The 15,639-nt window shown below is 45.8% G+C and carries 15 protein-coding genes and 1 other RNA gene; 14 read left to right on the top strand and 2 right to left on the bottom strand.

Annotated features, from left to right (window positions below; translation table 11 throughout):
* The first annotated feature begins 7 nt into the window (after positions 1–7).
* The 9 genes from C2756_RS09925 (at position 8) to rnpB (ending at position 9,840) form a co-directional block, all read left to right on the top strand.
* A complete protein-coding gene (locus tag C2756_RS09925; RefSeq protein WP_215319065.1) occupies positions 8–628 on the top strand; it encodes an SCP2 domain-containing protein in 621 nt (206 codons plus the stop codon).
* Positions 629–631: 3 nt separating this feature from the next.
* Positions 632–2,218, top strand: coding sequence for a ubiquinone biosynthesis regulatory protein kinase UbiB (ubiB, locus tag C2756_RS09920; protein ID WP_215319063.1), 1,587 nt, complete (start codon positions 632–634; stop codon positions 2,216–2,218).
* A 52-nt stretch (positions 2,219–2,270) separates the two neighbouring features.
* Positions 2,271–2,924, top strand: a complete 654-nt coding sequence (locus C2756_RS09915; RefSeq protein WP_215319062.1) for a DUF502 domain-containing protein — start codon at positions 2,271–2,273, stop codon at positions 2,922–2,924.
* A gap of 15 nt (positions 2,925–2,939) precedes the next feature.
* Entirely contained in the window at positions 2,940–4,739 is a 1,800-nt protein-coding gene (gene aspS, locus C2756_RS09910) for an aspartate--tRNA ligase (protein ID WP_215319060.1), read from the top strand.
* A 27-nt stretch (positions 4,740–4,766) separates the two neighbouring features.
* Positions 4,767–5,210 carry a dihydroneopterin triphosphate diphosphatase gene (gene nudB / locus C2756_RS09905; RefSeq protein WP_215319059.1) on the top strand — a complete coding sequence of 148 codons (444 nt, stop codon included), beginning with the start codon at positions 4,767–4,769 and terminating at the stop codon, positions 5,208–5,210.
* Positions 5,211–5,234: 24 nt separating this feature from the next.
* A complete protein-coding gene (locus C2756_RS09900; protein WP_215319057.1) occupies positions 5,235–7,058 on the top strand; it encodes an ABC transporter ATP-binding protein/permease in 1,824 nt (607 codons plus the stop codon).
* A 9-nt stretch (positions 7,059–7,067) separates the two neighbouring features.
* On the top strand, positions 7,068–8,408 hold the full coding sequence (locus C2756_RS09895; protein WP_251372048.1) for a glycerate kinase: 1,341 nt from the start codon (positions 7,068–7,070) through the stop codon (positions 8,406–8,408).
* 2 nt (positions 8,409–8,410) lie between these two features.
* Positions 8,411–9,469: a dihydroorotase gene (gene pyrC / locus C2756_RS09890; protein WP_215319055.1), complete on the top strand. Its 1,059-nt coding sequence runs from the start codon at positions 8,411–8,413 to the stop codon at positions 9,467–9,469.
* Between the two features lie 64 nt (positions 9,470–9,533).
* An RNA gene (gene rnpB / locus C2756_RS09885) (RNase P RNA component class A) lies at positions 9,534–9,840 on the top strand.
* On the opposite strand, the gene C2756_RS09880 is transcribed toward rnpB, so the two are convergent.
* Positions 9,841–10,263: an OsmC family protein gene (locus C2756_RS09880; protein ID WP_215319053.1), complete on the bottom strand. Its 423-nt coding sequence runs from the start codon at positions 10,261–10,263 to the stop codon at positions 9,841–9,843. It lies immediately after the preceding RNA gene.
* 417 nt (positions 10,264–10,680) lie between these two features.
* On the opposite strand from C2756_RS09880, the gene rplM reads away from it, so the two are divergent.
* The 4 genes from rplM (at position 10,681) to erpA (ending at position 13,183) form a co-directional block, all read left to right on the top strand.
* Positions 10,681–11,109, top strand: coding sequence for a 50S ribosomal protein L13 (gene rplM, locus C2756_RS09875; RefSeq protein WP_068949468.1), 429 nt, complete (start codon positions 10,681–10,683; stop codon positions 11,107–11,109).
* Positions 11,110–11,118: 9 nt separating this feature from the next.
* Positions 11,119–11,520, top strand: coding sequence for a 30S ribosomal protein S9 (gene rpsI / locus C2756_RS09870; RefSeq protein WP_015422033.1), 402 nt, complete (start codon positions 11,119–11,121; stop codon positions 11,518–11,520).
* A gap of 137 nt (positions 11,521–11,657) precedes the next feature.
* Positions 11,658–12,716, top strand: a complete 1,059-nt coding sequence (gene argC, locus C2756_RS09865) for an N-acetyl-gamma-glutamyl-phosphate reductase (RefSeq protein WP_215319051.1) — start codon at positions 11,658–11,660, stop codon at positions 12,714–12,716.
* 92 nt (positions 12,717–12,808) lie between these two features.
* Positions 12,809–13,183: an iron-sulfur cluster insertion protein ErpA gene (gene erpA, locus C2756_RS09860; protein WP_215295874.1), complete on the top strand. Its 375-nt coding sequence runs from the start codon at positions 12,809–12,811 to the stop codon at positions 13,181–13,183.
* 7 nt (positions 13,184–13,190) lie between these two features.
* Here erpA and C2756_RS09855 read toward each other — a convergent pair whose 3' ends face one another.
* On the bottom strand, positions 13,191–14,318 hold the full coding sequence (locus C2756_RS09855; RefSeq protein WP_215319049.1) for an anhydro-N-acetylmuramic acid kinase: 1,128 nt from the start codon (positions 14,316–14,318) through the stop codon (positions 13,191–13,193).
* Positions 14,319–14,406: 88 nt separating this feature from the next.
* Between C2756_RS09855 and tyrS the strand changes: the two genes are divergently transcribed.
* A complete protein-coding gene (tyrS, locus tag C2756_RS09850) occupies positions 14,407–15,639 on the top strand; it encodes a tyrosine--tRNA ligase (protein ID WP_215319047.1) in 1,233 nt (410 codons plus the stop codon).

Below are 15,639 nucleotides of genomic sequence, written 5' to 3'. Positions count from 1 at the left end.
TACACTTATGAACACAATATCCTCTTCAACCCATACGATTGCTGCCGGAGCTGCTTGCCGAGGAATTAACCACGTCTTGGGGCGAGAGCCATGGGCGTGCGCTGAGTTAGCAAAGCATGCAGAGAAGACGGTGCTTATTCAACTTCCTTTTGGGCGCTTGTGCTTTGAGATTAATCCTGTTGGACACTTAGAGGTCTTAAGAGAGTTGGAAAGCCCTACACTTGCCTTAGAGGTGTCTGCAAAAGCGATGAGTGATTTGGTGGCTAGCCCTGGCAATTTAAAGGAACAAGCTTTCAAAGCTGTCAAAATTACTGGTGATGCAGATTTGGCTCAATTGATTGGACGTTTAGCGGGCCAGTTGCGCTGGGAATATGAGGAAGATCTGGCGCGTATAGTTGGTGATGCGCCTGCAAATTTTGCTGTCAGACAAGGCAAGAAATTTGTTTCTGCTACGCGTTCTGCCGCCAGTGACTTATTAGACAATGTGATTGAGTATGTCAGTGAAGAGCGAAAGATCCTTTTAAATAAACGCGATTTTATGGTTCGCAAATCCGAGTTAAATGACTTACGCGATTCAGTAGATCGTTTAGAAAAACGTATTCAACTCATAGAGCAAAAGGCTAAATAAATCGTGCGTCGAATTGCTCGTCTCTGTTTTATCTTTTTTACTGCTTGGCGTTATGGTTTATTGCCTTTATTGCGCGATGTTCTTAAGTCAGGAATTGGCCGTAGCTTTTTGACAGTCGTTTGTTGGACTTCTCCTGGTACTAAATTACCAAGAGGAGAGCGCATTCGCTTAACCCTTGAAGCGCTTGGTCCGATTTTTGTAAAGTTTGGACAAGTGCTTTCCACGCGTCGTGACTTGTTACCAGAAGATATTGCCAATGAGTTGGCAAAGTTACAAGATCAAGTACCGCCGTTTTCTAATGCAGAGTCTCGTCGTTTAATTGAAGAGGCTATTGGTCAGCCTATCGAAGAGGTATTCATGAGCTTTGATGCGACCCCGGTAGCAAGTGCCTCGGTTGCACAAGTGCATTTTGGAGTGTTGCGCGCCACCGACAAACATTCTGAATGGGCTCATAAAACGGTAGCCATCAAAGTATTGCGCCCTGGTATCTTGCCAGTAATTGAAGGTGATCTGGCCTTGATGTATGACTTAGCAAAAGTCATTGAAAAGAGTTCTGAGGATGGTCGTCGTTTGAAGCCAACTGAGAACGTTGCAGAGTTTGACACTTACTTGCATGATGAATTAGATCTGATGCGCGAGGCAGGAAACGCAAGTCAATTGCGTCGCTATTTTGCAGATTCTAAGAAGTTGATGATTCCAGAGATGTATTGGGATCTATGTCACACCAATGTCATTGTGATGCAAAAAATGGATGGCATTTCAATTGGACGCACTGCAGACTTGCGTGCAGCTGGCGTAGATTTTAAGAAGTTGGCAGCTGACGGCGTAGAGATATTTTTCACACAAGTATTTGAGTACGGATTTTTCCACGCAGATATGCATCCTGGAAACATCATGATTAGTTTGGAGCCAGAAACTTTTGGCCGATTTATTTCTTTAGATTTTGGAATCGTTGGCGCTCTCAGCGAATCGGATAAGAATTATTTAGCGCTGAACTTTTTGGCGTTCTTTAATCGTGACTATCGCCGCGTTGCTGAACTTCATATTGAATCTGGTTGGGTTCCGGCGAATACGCGCGTTGAAGAATTAGAGGGGGCTGTGCGTTCTGTTTGTGAGCCTTACTTTGATCGTCCACTCAAAGAGATTTCTCTTGGAATTGTGTTGATGCGTTTGTTCCAGACCTCACGTCGCTTTAAGATCGAAATACAGCCTCAATTGACCCTGTTGCAAAAAACACTCTTAAATGTAGAAGGGTTGGCGCGTGAGCTAGACCCAGATTTGGATCTTTGGAAAACCGCTAAGCCAATTTTGGAAAAATGGGTTGATAAGCAGCTCGGTTGGCGCGGTTTGCTGGACGGGCTGAAGGAAGAGGCGCCTACTTGGGCCAAAATTCTGCCTACTTTGCCGCGTTTAATTGCTGATAGTTTGGCTCAAAGCCGTCATCAAACAAAAGACCAAAATGGCGAATTAGAGGTCTTAAAAGCCCTTTTGCTTGAAGAAAGACGTACTCACCGCCTGATAGCTGGGGCTTTGCTCTTTGCTGGAGGATTTTTGGCTGGAATTTTGATCATCAGCCTAGGCATTTATTAGCCTCTCGCCGATTGGCTCCTTAACCGCTAAAATAGCAGGTTAGGCAGAACACATGAAAAAATACTTTATCGCTGGCATCCTGGTTTGGGCACCATTGTCAATCACCGTTTGGGTGATTGCCGGGGGCTTGGGTTTACTCGACGGTGTTTTTGGTTCGGTAATGCACGCCATCATTATGGTTCTTCCCCATGATGCTGCACTAGATGTCCAACACTTCCGCGACCTCCCAGGCGTTGGAATTGTGATTGTGATTGCAGTGATTATGTTCACCGGTCTACTGGCGATTAGTTTTGCTGGCCAGTGGTGGTTAAAGATTTGGGATAAGTTTGTCAATCGTATTCCGATTGTTCGTTCCATCTACTCGAGCGTTCAACAAGTTTCTTCCACTTTATTTTCTGGAAATGGTCAGGCCTTTAGTAAGGCTCTGTTGATTCGTTATCCTCATGCTGATTCTTGGGTGATTGCATTTCAAACCGGCACGCCTGCAAAAGAAGTGACTGCTAAGCTTGGCGAAGACTACGTCAATGTATTTTTGCCCACTACGCCAAATCCTACCTCCGGATTTTTTATGATCGTACCTCGTGCGCAAACGATTGAGTTGGAGATGAGTGTAGAAGAGGCATTGAAACATATTGTTTCCATGGGCTCGGTTCCACCAAATAATTCTAGTGCTCTGACTTCACATGAGTCACCACAACATTTTTGATTTTAGGAAATTGTTATGTCAATGCGTAGCCATACTTGCGGCCAAGTAACCGATTCACTGATTGGTCAAGAGGTCACACTCTCAGGCTGGGTTAACCGCCGTCGTGACCACGGAGGCGTCATCTTTATTGACTTGCGTGATCGCGAAGGTTTTGTGCAGGTAGTTTGTGATCCAGATCGTCCGGAGATGTTTGCCCTTGCTGAGCAAGTGCGCAATGAGTTCTGTATTCAGATTAAAGGTTTAGTTCGCGCACGCCCTGCTGGCACAGAGAATACAGATTTGGTTAGCGGTAAAGTAGAAATTCTCTGTCACAACCTGGTTATTGTGAATGCTTCTATTACTCCGCCGTTCCAGATTGATGATGAGAATTTATCCGAGACCACTCGTTTGACTCATCGTGTATTGGATTTGCGTCGTCCGCAAATGCAAAAGAATCTACGCTTGCGTTATAACGTTGCAATGGAGTGCCGCCGCTATTTAGACGAAGCGGGCTTTATTGATATTGAAACACCGATGCTCACCAAGAGTACGCCTGAAGGTGCGCGCGACTATTTGGTTCCATCCCGTGTGCATGATGGTCAGTTCTTTGCTTTGCCGCAGTCTCCCCAGTTGTTTAAGCAGCTGTTGATGGTCGCTGGTTTTGATCGTTACTATCAAATTACCAAATGTTTCCGTGACGAAGATTTACGTGCAGATCGTCAACCAGAATTTACCCAAATCGACTGTGAAACGGCTTTCTTGAGCGAGATTGAGATTCGCGATCTCTTTGAAAATATGATTCTTCATATTTTTAAGAAAACTATGAATGTGGAATTGCCTAATCCATTTCCAACCATGCCTTACTCAGAGGGTATGGCGCGTTTTGGTTCCGATAAGCCAGATTTGCGTGTCAACTTTGAATTCACTGAATTGACAGATGTGATGAAAGACGTTGATTTCAAGGTCTTCTCAGGCGCAGCAAATCAAGAAGGTGGCCGAGTAGTGGGCTTGTGTGTACCAGGTGGCGCCGAGATCAGTCGTAGTGAAATTGATGACTACACCCAGTTTGTCAGTATCTATGGCGCCAAAGGTTTGGCATGGATCAAAGTGAACTCTATCGCTGAAGGCCGCAATGGTTTGCAATCACCGATTGTGAAAAACTTGCATGATGCTGCGATCGAAGGCATCTTGAAACGGACTGGTGCTAAAGACGGCGACATCATTTTCTTTGGTGCTGATAAAGAAAAAGTGGTGAATGATGCCATCGGCAACCTGCGCTTGCGTATTGGCCACTCTGCTTGGGGTAAAGAGCATGGCCTCTTTACCGAAGCATGGAAGCCATTGTGGGTAGTAGATTTCCCGATGTTTGATTACGACGAAGGCGAAGCGCGTTGGGTTGCTTGCCATCATCCATTCACCAGCCCGAAGGATGAGCACATGAAGTACCTCGAGTCTGATCCAGGCAAGTGCTTGGCTAAGGCTTATGACATGGTTCTAAATGGTAGTGAAATCGGCGGCGGTTCTGTTCGTATTCACCAAGAGGCGGTACAAAGTCAGGTATTCCGCGCATTGAAGATTGGTGCTGAAGAAGCTCAAGCAAAGTTTGGCTTTTTATTAGATGCACTTCAATACGGTGCGCCCCCACATGGCGGTATTGCCTTCGGCTTAGATCGTATTGTGACCATGATGACTGGTGCTGAGTCCATTCGTGATGTCATTGCTTTCCCTAAAACACAACGTGCACAATGCTTATTAACCCAAGCGCCTAGCCCAGTAGATGAGCGTCAGTTGCGTGAGTTGCATATCCGTTTGCGCCAAGCAGCACCGGCTGCTTAAAACAATTCAAGCCGTATCGGCGCTATCTTGAAAATCCCTATCTCGGTTTTAGTCGTTATCTACAAATCGAATAGGGATGTTTTATTGATAGAGCGTGCTGATCGTGCAGGCTTTTGGCAATCCGTTACTGGTAGCTTGGATAGGTCAGATGAAGATTTAGCTCAAGCGGCTACCCGTGAGGTTTTCGAAGAAACGGGGATTGCCGTTGACCAGCTGCCAGCAGATGCGCTGCGCAATTTGCATCACCAGATCGAATATGAGATCTATCCAGAGTGGCGCTTTCGATATGCGCCTGGCGTCACCAGAAATACTGAACATTGGTTTGCGCTGCAGGTTCCAGAAAATACTTCCATTCACCTTTCCCCAAGAGAGCATGTTGCTTATGATTGGTTGCCATTTGCAGAGGCAGCTCAGAAATGTTTTTCTCCTAGCAATGGTGAAGCGATTCTAAAATTGTTTTCAGCGAAGTGAACTAGAAGCGAATAAGATAGAGCGATGAGACATTCATCGGGACACCATCACGGTAGCGCAGATTCCAAGCCCTCACAGGGAAGTGACTGGAAGGTTATTCGCGATTTAATTCCCTATCTACTGGAATATAAATTTAGAGTTGCGATTGCTCTGGCTTGCTTAGTGGCTGCTAAGGTTACTAATCTAGGCATCCCTATTTTGCTGAAGCGTTTAATTGATGATTTAAACCTCAGGGCAGACTCTCCACAAGTCTTACTTGTAGTTCCAGTGGGGCTCATTCTGGCTTATGGGCTCCTCCGAATGGCTGCCTCCTTGTTTGCTGAGTTGCGTGAGTTTCTCTTCGCTAGGGTGACCCAAAATGCTGTCCGCAAAGTGGCTCTCCAGGTCTTTGAGCATTTACATGCTTTGGCGCTGAGCTTTCATCTGGCTCGTCAAACTGGAGGTGTCAGTCGAGATATTGAACGTGGTACTCGCGGTATTCAGTCGCTGATTTCTTATTCGCTCTATAGCATCCTACCAACGCTTGTTGAGTTCATTTTGGTGTTGGGCTATTTGGCGTACTCATATGATATTTGGTTTGCAGCAATTACCTTATGCGCTTTGGTTTTCTATATCGTATTTACTGTAGTAGTTACGGAGTGGCGCACCCATTTTCGCAAGACCATGAATGACATGGATTCAAAGGCGAATCAGAAAGCCATTGATTCTTTATTAAATTTTGAGACGGTAAAGTATTTTGGTAATGAGGCTTTTGAAGCTAGTCGTTACGACAAAAATTTAGTGCGCTACCAGGCCGCTGCTATTAAGTCGCAAAAATCTTTAGCAGTTCTCAACTTTGGACAGCAAACAATCATTGCCATTGGCTTAGTCTTAATTTTGTGGCGCGCTACACTCGGTGTAGTAGAAGGCACCATGACTCTTGGCGACCTTGTATTAGTAAACACTTTAATGATCCAGTTGTATATTCCACTCAATTTCTTGGGTGTGATTTATCGCGAGATCAAACAGTCTCTAACGGACATGGAGCGAATGTTTTCATTACTCAATACCGATAAAGAGATTGCTGATTCACCGAATGCACATCCATTACGAATTGATCATCGTGGTCACGGGCCAGACGTCCGTTTTGAGAATGTATCTTTTCATTACGATGCTAAGCGTGAAATTTTGCGTGATGTCAGCTTCAACATTCCCGCCGGTACTATTACTGCGGTTGTGGGTCAAAGTGGTGCAGGCAAGAGTACCTTAGCTAGATTGCTTTTTCGATTCTATGATGTGCAGTCTGGAAAAATCTTGATTGATGGTCAAAACCTTCAAGATGTGACACAGGCAAGTTTGCGTAAAGCCATTGGCATCGTTCCCCAAGATACGGTTTTGTTCAATGACACCATTGGTTACAACATTGCCTATGGTGATCCTTCAGCAACAATTGATGAAGTTCATGAGGCTGCAAGGGCAGCGCAAATCGATGGCTTTATTAAACGTTTGCCTGAGGGTTATGAGACCCAAGTAGGCGAACGGGGCCTGAAGTTATCAGGTGGCGAAAAGCAGCGTGTGGCAATTGCTAGAACTCTACTTAAAAAACCCGCAATGTTGATTTTTGATGAGGCTACTTCAGCTTTGGACTCTAAAACGGAGAGGGCTTTTCAGGAAGAATTACTCGGTTTGGCCAAAAATCGAACAACTCTGATCATTGCACATCGACTGTCAACCATTATTCATGCCGATCAAATCTTGGTGATGGATCATGGTCAGATTGTGGAGCGTGGCACTCATCCTGAGTTACTGGCTGCTAATGGGAGGTATGCCGAGATGTGGCAAATGCAGGAACGAGCGGCACTTGATTAGAATAGCTTCATGACGCAGCAAATGAATCCATCAGTTACTACAGAGGCTATTCTCAAGAATGCCTTTGCTGCTGCCGTATCGGTAGCCGATCCGCAGATGATTGTCCCGCAATACTTAGCAAAGATATTCCCATCTGGGCAGGAGCCACAAGGTAAATGCTTGGTAGTTGGTGCCGGCAAAGCAAGTGCATCTATGGCAAGTGCCTTAGAGTCTTATGCAAAAGCAAACTGGCCCCAGACAAAGATAAATGGTGTGGTTCTGACGCGCTATGGCCACAGCTCTCCAACGTCTCACATTAAGATTGTGGAGGCTGGTCATCCGGTACCTGATCAAGCTGGTATGGATGGCGCAAAGGAAGTGTTGGCTTTGGCTAATGAACTTCAAGCTGGGGATGTCTTAATTGCTCTGGTGTCAGGCGGCGGCTCTAGTCTTCTAACCTTGCCGGTCGAGGGCATTTCGATTGAAGATATGCGCAAGACTACTGAGGCACTCCTGCGCAGTGGTGCACCGATTGAAGAGATGAATATAGTGCGCAAACATTTATCAGCAATTCTGGGCGGCAACTTAGCAAGGGTTGCGATTGCACGCGGTGCTCGTGTTGAAGCTTTATTAATTTCAGATGTGACTGGGGATTCTCCAGCAGATATTGCGAGCGGTCCTTGTGCTGCTGACTATTCAACTTATTTAGATGCACTGAATATCTTAGAAAAATATCACTTAGGTACTGACGCAGTACCTACAATTGTTTTGAATCATCTCAAGCAAGGTTTAGCCGGAGAGAAGCCAGAAACCTTAAAAGACATTGACTTGGTAGATGCGCAAGTAGCCAATCATGTGATTGCTACCGCATATAAAAGTTTAGAAGCAGCAGCTGATTATGTACGTACCCAAGGATATGAACCTGTTGTTCTGGGTGACACCATTACCGGTGAAGCTCAAGAGGTTGGAGTGAGTCAAGCAAATTTGGCTCGTGAGTATTTAGCCAAAGGTGACAAGCCCTTGGCTCTTATTTCTGGTGGTGAATGCACGGTGACGATTCCTGCAGGACTTAAGGGGCGCGGCGGCCGTTGCAGTGAATATCTCTTATCTCTTTTTGCTGCCAGTGCAGATTTATCCAAGATTGCTGCCTTAGCGGCAGACACCGACGGTATTGATGGTAGCGAGAAAAATGCCGGCGCATGGTTTGATGGTGAAGTTCGAAAACTAGCTCAACCTCAAGGGCTTGTGCCAGAAACATTCTTGGCGGCACATGATTGCTACGGTTTCTTTGCAGAATTAGGAGCTTTAGTGGAAACTGGCCCTACACTCACAAATGTGAATGATTTCCGCATTATCTTGCTCGATAAATAATGATGTCCAATAGTCCGATACAAATTGAATTAATTCAGCCAGACGATTGGCATTTACACATTCGTGATGGCGAAGTAATGAAGTATGTATTAGCTGACACTGCTCGTCAATTTGCACGCGCGATCATCATGCCAAACTTGAAGCCACCAGTCACTACCGTAGATTTGGCCAAGGCTTATCAAGCTCGCATTGAATCGAATTTGAAATCATTAGGTATTGGCAGTTTTACGCCGCTGATGACTTTATATCTAACTGATAACACTTCAGCGGATGAGGTGCGTAAAGCTAAGGCAGAAGGCATAGTTGGATTCAAGCTATATCCTGCAGGTGCTACGACAAATAGCGATGCGGGTGTTAGTGATATTAAGCGTTGCTATCAAGCTTTAGAGGCGATGCAAACTGTTGGAATGCCTTTGCTGGTGCATGGTGAAGTAACTCATGCTGATGTTGATATCTTTGATCGCGAAGCTGTATTTATTGATCAAGTTCTTGAGCCATTGCGCAAAGATTTTCCTGAGCTCAAAATAGTGTTTGAGCACATTACGACAAAACAGGCGGCGCACTATGTGCGTGATGCCTCGACTGACGGAAAGAATACGATTGTTGCGACGATCACCCCACAGCATTTGCTCATGAACCGCAATGCGATCTTTGCTGGCGGTATTCGTCCACACAACTACTGTTTACCAGTACTCAAGCGTGAAGAGCATCGCGTTGCCTTGCTAGAGGCTGCTACTAGCAGCAATCCTCGTTTCTTCTTGGGTACCGATAGCGCGCCACATGCGAAGGGCGCTAAAGAGGCTGCTTGCGGTTGTGCTGGTTGCTATAGTGCATTTAATGCTTTGGGTTTATATGCTGAGGCATTCGAGAGTGTTGGTAAATTGGATAAATTGGAAGGTTTTGCCAGTTTCTTTGGCCCTGATTTTTATTCTTTGCCACGCAATAGTAAAAAAATTACTCTTTCCAAACAGGCGCAACGTATTCCTGCAGAATTGCCTTTAGGTGATGCGACGATTGTGCCGCTACGCGCAGGCGAAACAATCGCCTGGTCGCTGATTTAAATCTACATACGCTAGTCCTTCGTTTTCAAGCCAATTTGCTCCGTCTGCGTTAGACTGCAGGCGCAGAGTCAATTAGGCAATCGCCGCCTCTTTATTGAGGGGGAGGAAAGTCCGGACTCCACAGGGTAGGGTGATGGCTAACGGCCATCCACGGTGACGTGAGGAATAGGGCCACAGAGACGAGCGTATTTAGTTACGGTGAAACGCGGTAACCTCCACCTGGAGCAATCCCAAGTATGCAGACGATGAGGCGTCCCGCTGAGTCTGCGGGTAGGGAGCTTGAGCCGTTAGGTAACTAACGGCCTAGAGGAATGATTGCCCCTAGGTGCGAATCTAGGCGACAGAATCCGGCTTATCGATTGACTCTGCACTTATTCCGAAATGACTTCGACGCTGTAAGTCAGCTCAGCAGTTTTAGCCAGCATGGTAGTGGCGGAGCAATACTTTTCATGAGAAAGCTTCACGGCGCGATCCACTTTGGTTTGCTCTAAGTCTTTGCCTTTAACGATGAAGTGCAAATTAATCTTGGTAAAGACTTTGGGGTCCTCAGAGGCTCTTTCTGCCTGAAGGGTGACATCGCAGGCTGTAACTGCTTGGCGAGCCTTTTGTAGGATTAAAACCACATCAAATGCGGAACAACCTCCAGCTCCAGCCAGAAGGAGTTCCATCGGCCTTGGAGCTAGGTTTCTGCCGCCTGCTTCAGGGGCTCCGTCCATATTGACAAGATGCCCACTGCCGGTTTCAGCTGAAAAAGCCATACCGCCATTACCCAACCAAGAGACTCGACATTCCATATTAGTGATCCCTAACTTAATAAATTAATCAATATTATCAATAGTTTACCAATTTCTATATATTAGTATTGCCCTAAATTTGGGCTAAAAAACATCAGAAAATTGATTTTGGTCAATTTTCTTGCATTGCACCATAAATCTTGTGTAGAATAACCATATTGGTAGTCAGTCTTGTATAAGACTGAGATTTACCACCCAGTGTCTCCTCCACCCAAACATAGGTGGATTCCAACCCAGGACTCGTTCCTGGGTTTTTTTTGGGTTACAATTCAAGGCTTTACTGAATTACCGAACCAGTCAGCGGTGATTTGTTGTACCAGTTAGATTGCAGAATCTGCGAGCTTGCAAACATAAGCAGGGCCAAGGTGGACGTAGTTTGGTTGGGGTAATTTTTTGACTATAACAATTTGAGAAATCATGAAAACTTTTTCCGCAAAATCCCATGAGGTAAAGCGTGAATGGTTCGTGATTGACGCTACGGACAAAGTCCTCGGTCGTGTCGCCAGTGAAGTGGCACACCGTCTACGCGGCAAGCACAAGCCTGAATTCACACCACACGTTGATACTGGCGACTTTATCGTCGTGATCAATTCATCTAAGCTGCGTGTCACTGGCACAAAAGGCTTGAACAAGATTTATTACCGTCACAGCGGATACCCAGGTGGTATTAGCTCGACTAACTTCGACAAGATGCAAGACCGTTTTCCAGGCCGCGCTTTGGAGAAGGCTGTGAAGGGTATGTTGCCAAAAGGCCCACTAGGCTATGCCATGATCAAGAAATTGAAAGTTTATGGCGATGCTAATCATCCGCACACGGCTCAACAGCCTAAAGCGTTAGAGATTTAAGGAAACCAAATGGCTATTAATTACGGAAATTGGAATTACGGTACCGGTCGCCGCAAGAGTTCTGTTGCGCGCGTTTTTATAAAATCTGGCAAAGGCGAAATTACTGTTAACGGTAAGCCTATCGATGCTTATTTTGCTCGTGAAACATCGCGCATGATCGCTCGTCAGCCTTTGGCTCTCACAGCCCACTTAACGACCTTTGATATCAAAGTAAACGTTTCTGGCGGCGGTGAAACTGGCCAAGCTGGTGCAGTTCGTCACGGCGTAACTCGTGCATTGATCGATTACGACAACGCTCTGAAGCCAACTCTGTCTAAAGCAGGCTTGGTTACTCGCGATGCTCGTGAAGTTGAGCGTAAAAAAGTTGGTCTGCATGGCGCTCGTCGTCGTAAGCAGTTCAGCAAGCGCTAATTCTTTCAGTCGCTTCAGTTTTATCGAAAGGGTCGCGCAAGCGGCCCTTTTTGTTTCTACAATGAAGCAAATTGTAAGAATGTTGTATTACTCTGCAAAAATAGAGTGATTGGGAATACAGGATTTTGGAGAAAGACATGATTAAGGTTGGCATCGTTGGCGGCACAGGATATACCGGGGTTGAGCTACTGCGTTTATTGGCCCAGCATCCTGAAGTCAAAATAGTTGCTATTACATCTCGCACTGAGGCTGGTATGCCAGTAGCCGAAATGTTCCCATCTTTGCGTGGTCGTGTTGATCTGAAATTTACAACACCGGATGAAGCCAAATTAAACGAATGTGATGCAGTGTTCTTTGCAACCCCGCATGGTGTTGCAATGGCACAAGCAAAAGAATTGCTTGCAAGCAATGTGAAGATTTTGGATCTTGCGGCGGACTTCCGTTTGAAAGATGTTAAAGAATTTGCCAAGTGGTATGGCATGGAGCATAACTGCCCAGAGATTTTAGCTGAAGCTGTTTATGGTTTGGCGGAGATAAACCGCGAGGCTATTAAAAAAGCACGTGTTGTCGGCTTAGCTGGTTGTTATCCAACTTCAGTGCAACTTGGGCTTGCACCATTACTCTCTCCAAAATCTACTGGCGGCAAGCAGTTGATTGATGGTAATCACATTATTTCTGACTCTAAGTCAGGAACCTCCGGTGCTGGACGTAAAGCCGAGATTGGTACATTGCTATCTGAGGCAAGTGATAACTTCAAAGCCTATGGTGTTAAAGGCCATCGCCATCTTCCTGAGATCGTGCAAGGTTTGAAGGCGATTGCAGGTCACGATCAGATTGGTCTGACATTTGTGCCGCATCTCACCCCAATGGTAAGAGGCATTCACTCGACTTTGTATGTGCGCCTGACCGAGGCTGGAATAGATGTTGACTACCAAAAGCTCTATGAGAACTTCTATCAGGGTGAGCCTTTTGTCGATGTAATGCCTGCTGGCAGTCATCCAGAGACGCGTTCAGTGCGGGGTAGTAATGGCATTCGGATTGCGATCCACCGGCCAGGAGGTGGGGACACTTTGGTCATTTTGGTAGTGGAAGACAATCTAGTGAAGGGTGCTTCAGGTCAGGGCGTACAGTGCATGAACCTCATGTTTGGCTTGCCAGAAACTACTGGGCTTAACCAAATAGCCGTTTCTCCATAATCGGGTATCTGGGTGATCAGTAATGACCCTTCAGCAGACTGGGCATTTAAAGCCTAGAATAGAGTTATCGTCTTTTGAATTAGGAGTAAATCATGACCCAATTAGCTACGCAACCTGCACAAGATTTAGCCGAGCCACCAACCCCTTTGGTATTCACGGATAGCGCTGCTGCAAAAGTGGCTGACTTGATTGCTGAAGAAGGTAATCCAGAGTTGAAGTTACGTGTGTTCGTTCAAGGTGGTGGTTGCTCAGGTTTTCAATACGGCTTCACATTTGATGATGCTGTGAATGAAGATGACACCCTTTTTGAAAAGAATGGCGTTACTTTGTTAGTCGATTCAATGAGCTTCCAATATTTAGTGGGTGCTGAGATTGATTACAAAGAGGACATTAATGGCTCACAATTTGTGATTAAGAATCCAAATGCAACAACCACTTGTGGTTGTGGCTCTTCTTTCTCCGCTTAAAAATCTACTACGCTGGATAGCAAGCACCTAGAATTCTGGGTCCCTTCGCTCCTGTAACGGCTGGCAAATTTGCTGGCCGTTTTTCTTTATGAGCCCAGGCAAGCCAAGCAAAAGCGAGGCCTTCAACGAGTTGCGGATCGATACCAACAGAATCACTCGTTGTAATTTCTAAAGGCTCTGTAAAGAAATGCTGTGCCTTCAATTTGAGTAAATTCATCAAGGCTTGGTTTTTGGCGCCGCCTCCGCAGACAATCAGCTTCTGGGTTTGTGGGCCATGACGTACCAAGGCTTCTAGCGCTGAATGAGCGCTTAGGTGCAATAGGGTTGCTTGCACATCTTCAATGGAATGATTCACATCCCCTAGTTTTTCTTGTAACCAGTTAAGATGAAAATCATCTCTTCCCGTACTTTTTGGTGGAGCTTTTGCAAAGAAGGGATCTGACAACATTCTTGCCAGCAGCTCTGTATTCACTTTACCTTTTAATGCCCATTTACCATTCTCATCAAAAGTATTTCCTTGATGTTGATGTATCCAAGCGTCCATCAAGATATTTCCAGGGCCGCAATCAAAACCAGTAATTTCACCACCATTTGGAAGAAGAGTGAGATTGGCGATGCCACCAATATTTAAGACTGCGATGCTTTTTGTTGCAGAAAATTGTTGCGCATGAAAAGCGGGCACTAATGGGGCACCCTGACCCCCAGCAGCAAGATCGCGACTTCTAAAATCTGCAATGACATCAATACCGGTCTTTTCGGCTAAGAGAGCTGGATTGAGGGTTTGGTGTGTGTATGCTAAATCTCCAAGATGAGGCTGATGGCGAATAGTTTGCCCATGGGCGCCAATAGCAGTGATATCCGATGCCTGCAAATTCGCTTTGTTAAGTAATGTGACCACTGCCTCGGCATAGGCTAGGGCCAAGGCGTTACCAGCTCGCCTCTCCCTATCGAGCTCATTGGGGCCTGGAGTTTGCAGCTCAAAAAGGGCTTTTCGAAGATCGGGTGCAAAGGGTGTGCTAACAGCCTCTACTGCGCTCGCTTGACCATTGGGCTCAATTTTGGCTAGAACGGCATCAATCCCATCTAGGCTGGTGCCAGACATTAGCCCAATGTAATGGGAATCGGACTTGTTCATGGGGTTCTGGGTTTAGCTCTCAAGGATGCGACAATTATGCTTTAGCAATTTAAATACTAATTTAACTGAAACAGTTAACCGAATCAGCATGACGGCTAAACCTGAACAAAAATATCCTTTGACCCCCGAAGCCTTTGCTGCACTCGAAGTCACCAAACGTGGCTGTGATGAGCTATTAGTTGAGGCTGACTGGGTACAAAAACTGGCTCGTAGCCAGGCCACTAAGACCCCACTCAGAATCAAACTGGGTTTGGATCCAACTGCTCCTGATATTCATTTAGGTCATACGGTTGTTCTGAATAAATTACGTCAGTTGCAAGATTTAGGTCATACCGTGATTTTCTTGATCGGTGACTTCACTAGCATGATCGGCGATCCATCGGGCCGCAATGCTACTCGTCCACCATTAACCGCAGAAGAGATTGCTGTTAATGCCGAGACTTATTATCGTCAAGCAAGCATGGTGCTCGATCCAGCTAAAACAGAAGTGCGCTACAACAGCGAATGGTGTGATCCTTTAGGCGCACGCGGCATGATTCAGTTGGCTGCGAAACATACCGTTGCTCGTATGTTAGAGCGCGATGACTTTACGAAACGCTATCGCAATGGTGTACCGATTTCTATTCATGAGTTCTTATATCCTTTAATGCAGGGCTATGACTCGGTTGCTCTGAAGAGTGATTTAGAGCTTGGTGGTACTGATCAAAAATTTAATCTTTTGGTTGGTCGTGAACTGCAGCGTGAATATGGCCAAGAGCCTCAATGTATTTTGACTATGCCGCTCTTGGTTGGTTTGGATGGCGTTGAGAAGATGAGTAAGTCCAAAGGGAATTACATCGGTATTAGTGAGCCCGCTGGAGATATGTTTGGCAAGCTCTTAAGCATCTCAGATGATTTGATGTGGGATTACTTCACATTGCTGTCATTTCGCCCAATGTCAGAAATTGATTTGATGAAACAAGAGGTTGCTGCTGGACGAAACCCAAAAGACTGCAAAGTATTGCTTGCGCAAGAAATCGTAGCGCGTTTTCATTCTCAGGCTGCGGCAGAAAAAGCCTTAGAAGACTTTAATCACCGTGCTAAAGGCGGTGTCCCTGATGACATCCCAGAAGTAAATCTCTCTGGAGCCCCCATGGGAATTGCCAGCCTCCTCAAGGCTGCCGGCTTAGCACCATCTACATCAGAAGCGATGCGTAACGTTGAGCAAAGTGGTGTAAAGATTGATGGCGCTACCGTAACAGATAAACAAGCCAAGATTGAGGCTGGAACCTATGTTGTGCAGGTTGGTAAGCGTAAGTTTGCTAAGGTAACGCTGAGTTAA

The sequence above is a fragment of the Polynucleobacter sp. UB-Siik-W21 genome, from assembly GCF_018687415.1.
Taxonomy (GTDB): Bacteria; Pseudomonadota; Gammaproteobacteria; order Burkholderiales; family Burkholderiaceae; genus Polynucleobacter.
The sequence above is the reverse complement of the archived record's forward strand: the minus strand, read 5'-3'. Positions and strand labels throughout refer to the sequence as shown.

Excerpts from the sequence above, each read along its gene's own strand:
- C2756_RS09895 (WP_251372048.1), top strand. The coding sequence starts at position 7,068 with ATGACGCAGCAAATGAATCCATCAGTTACTACAGAGGCTATTCTCAAG.
- C2756_RS09855 (WP_215319049.1), bottom strand. The coding sequence starts at position 14,318 with ATGAACAAGTCCGATTCCCATTACATTGGGCTAATGTCTGGCACCAGC.
- erpA (WP_215295874.1), top strand. The coding sequence starts at position 12,809 with ATGACCCAATTAGCTACGCAACCTGCACAAGATTTAGCCGAGCCACCA.
- tyrS (WP_215319047.1), top strand. The coding sequence starts at position 14,407 with ATGACGGCTAAACCTGAACAAAAATATCCTTTGACCCCCGAAGCCTTT.
- pyrC (WP_215319055.1), top strand. The coding sequence starts at position 8,411 with ATGTCCAATAGTCCGATACAAATTGAATTAATTCAGCCAGACGATTGG.
- C2756_RS09915 (WP_215319062.1), top strand. The coding sequence starts at position 2,271 with ATGAAAAAATACTTTATCGCTGGCATCCTGGTTTGGGCACCATTGTCA.
- C2756_RS09925 (WP_215319065.1), top strand. The coding sequence starts at position 8 with ATGAACACAATATCCTCTTCAACCCATACGATTGCTGCCGGAGCTGCT.
- C2756_RS09900 (WP_215319057.1), top strand. The coding sequence starts at position 5,235 with ATGAGACATTCATCGGGACACCATCACGGTAGCGCAGATTCCAAGCCC.
- aspS (WP_215319060.1), top strand. The coding sequence starts at position 2,940 with ATGTCAATGCGTAGCCATACTTGCGGCCAAGTAACCGATTCACTGATT.
- rplM (WP_068949468.1), top strand. The coding sequence starts at position 10,681 with ATGAAAACTTTTTCCGCAAAATCCCATGAGGTAAAGCGTGAATGGTTC.
- argC (WP_215319051.1), top strand. The coding sequence starts at position 11,658 with ATGATTAAGGTTGGCATCGTTGGCGGCACAGGATATACCGGGGTTGAG.
- C2756_RS09880 (WP_215319053.1), bottom strand. The coding sequence starts at position 10,263 with ATGGAATGTCGAGTCTCTTGGTTGGGTAATGGCGGTATGGCTTTTTCA.
- rpsI (WP_015422033.1), top strand. The coding sequence starts at position 11,119 with ATGGCTATTAATTACGGAAATTGGAATTACGGTACCGGTCGCCGCAAG.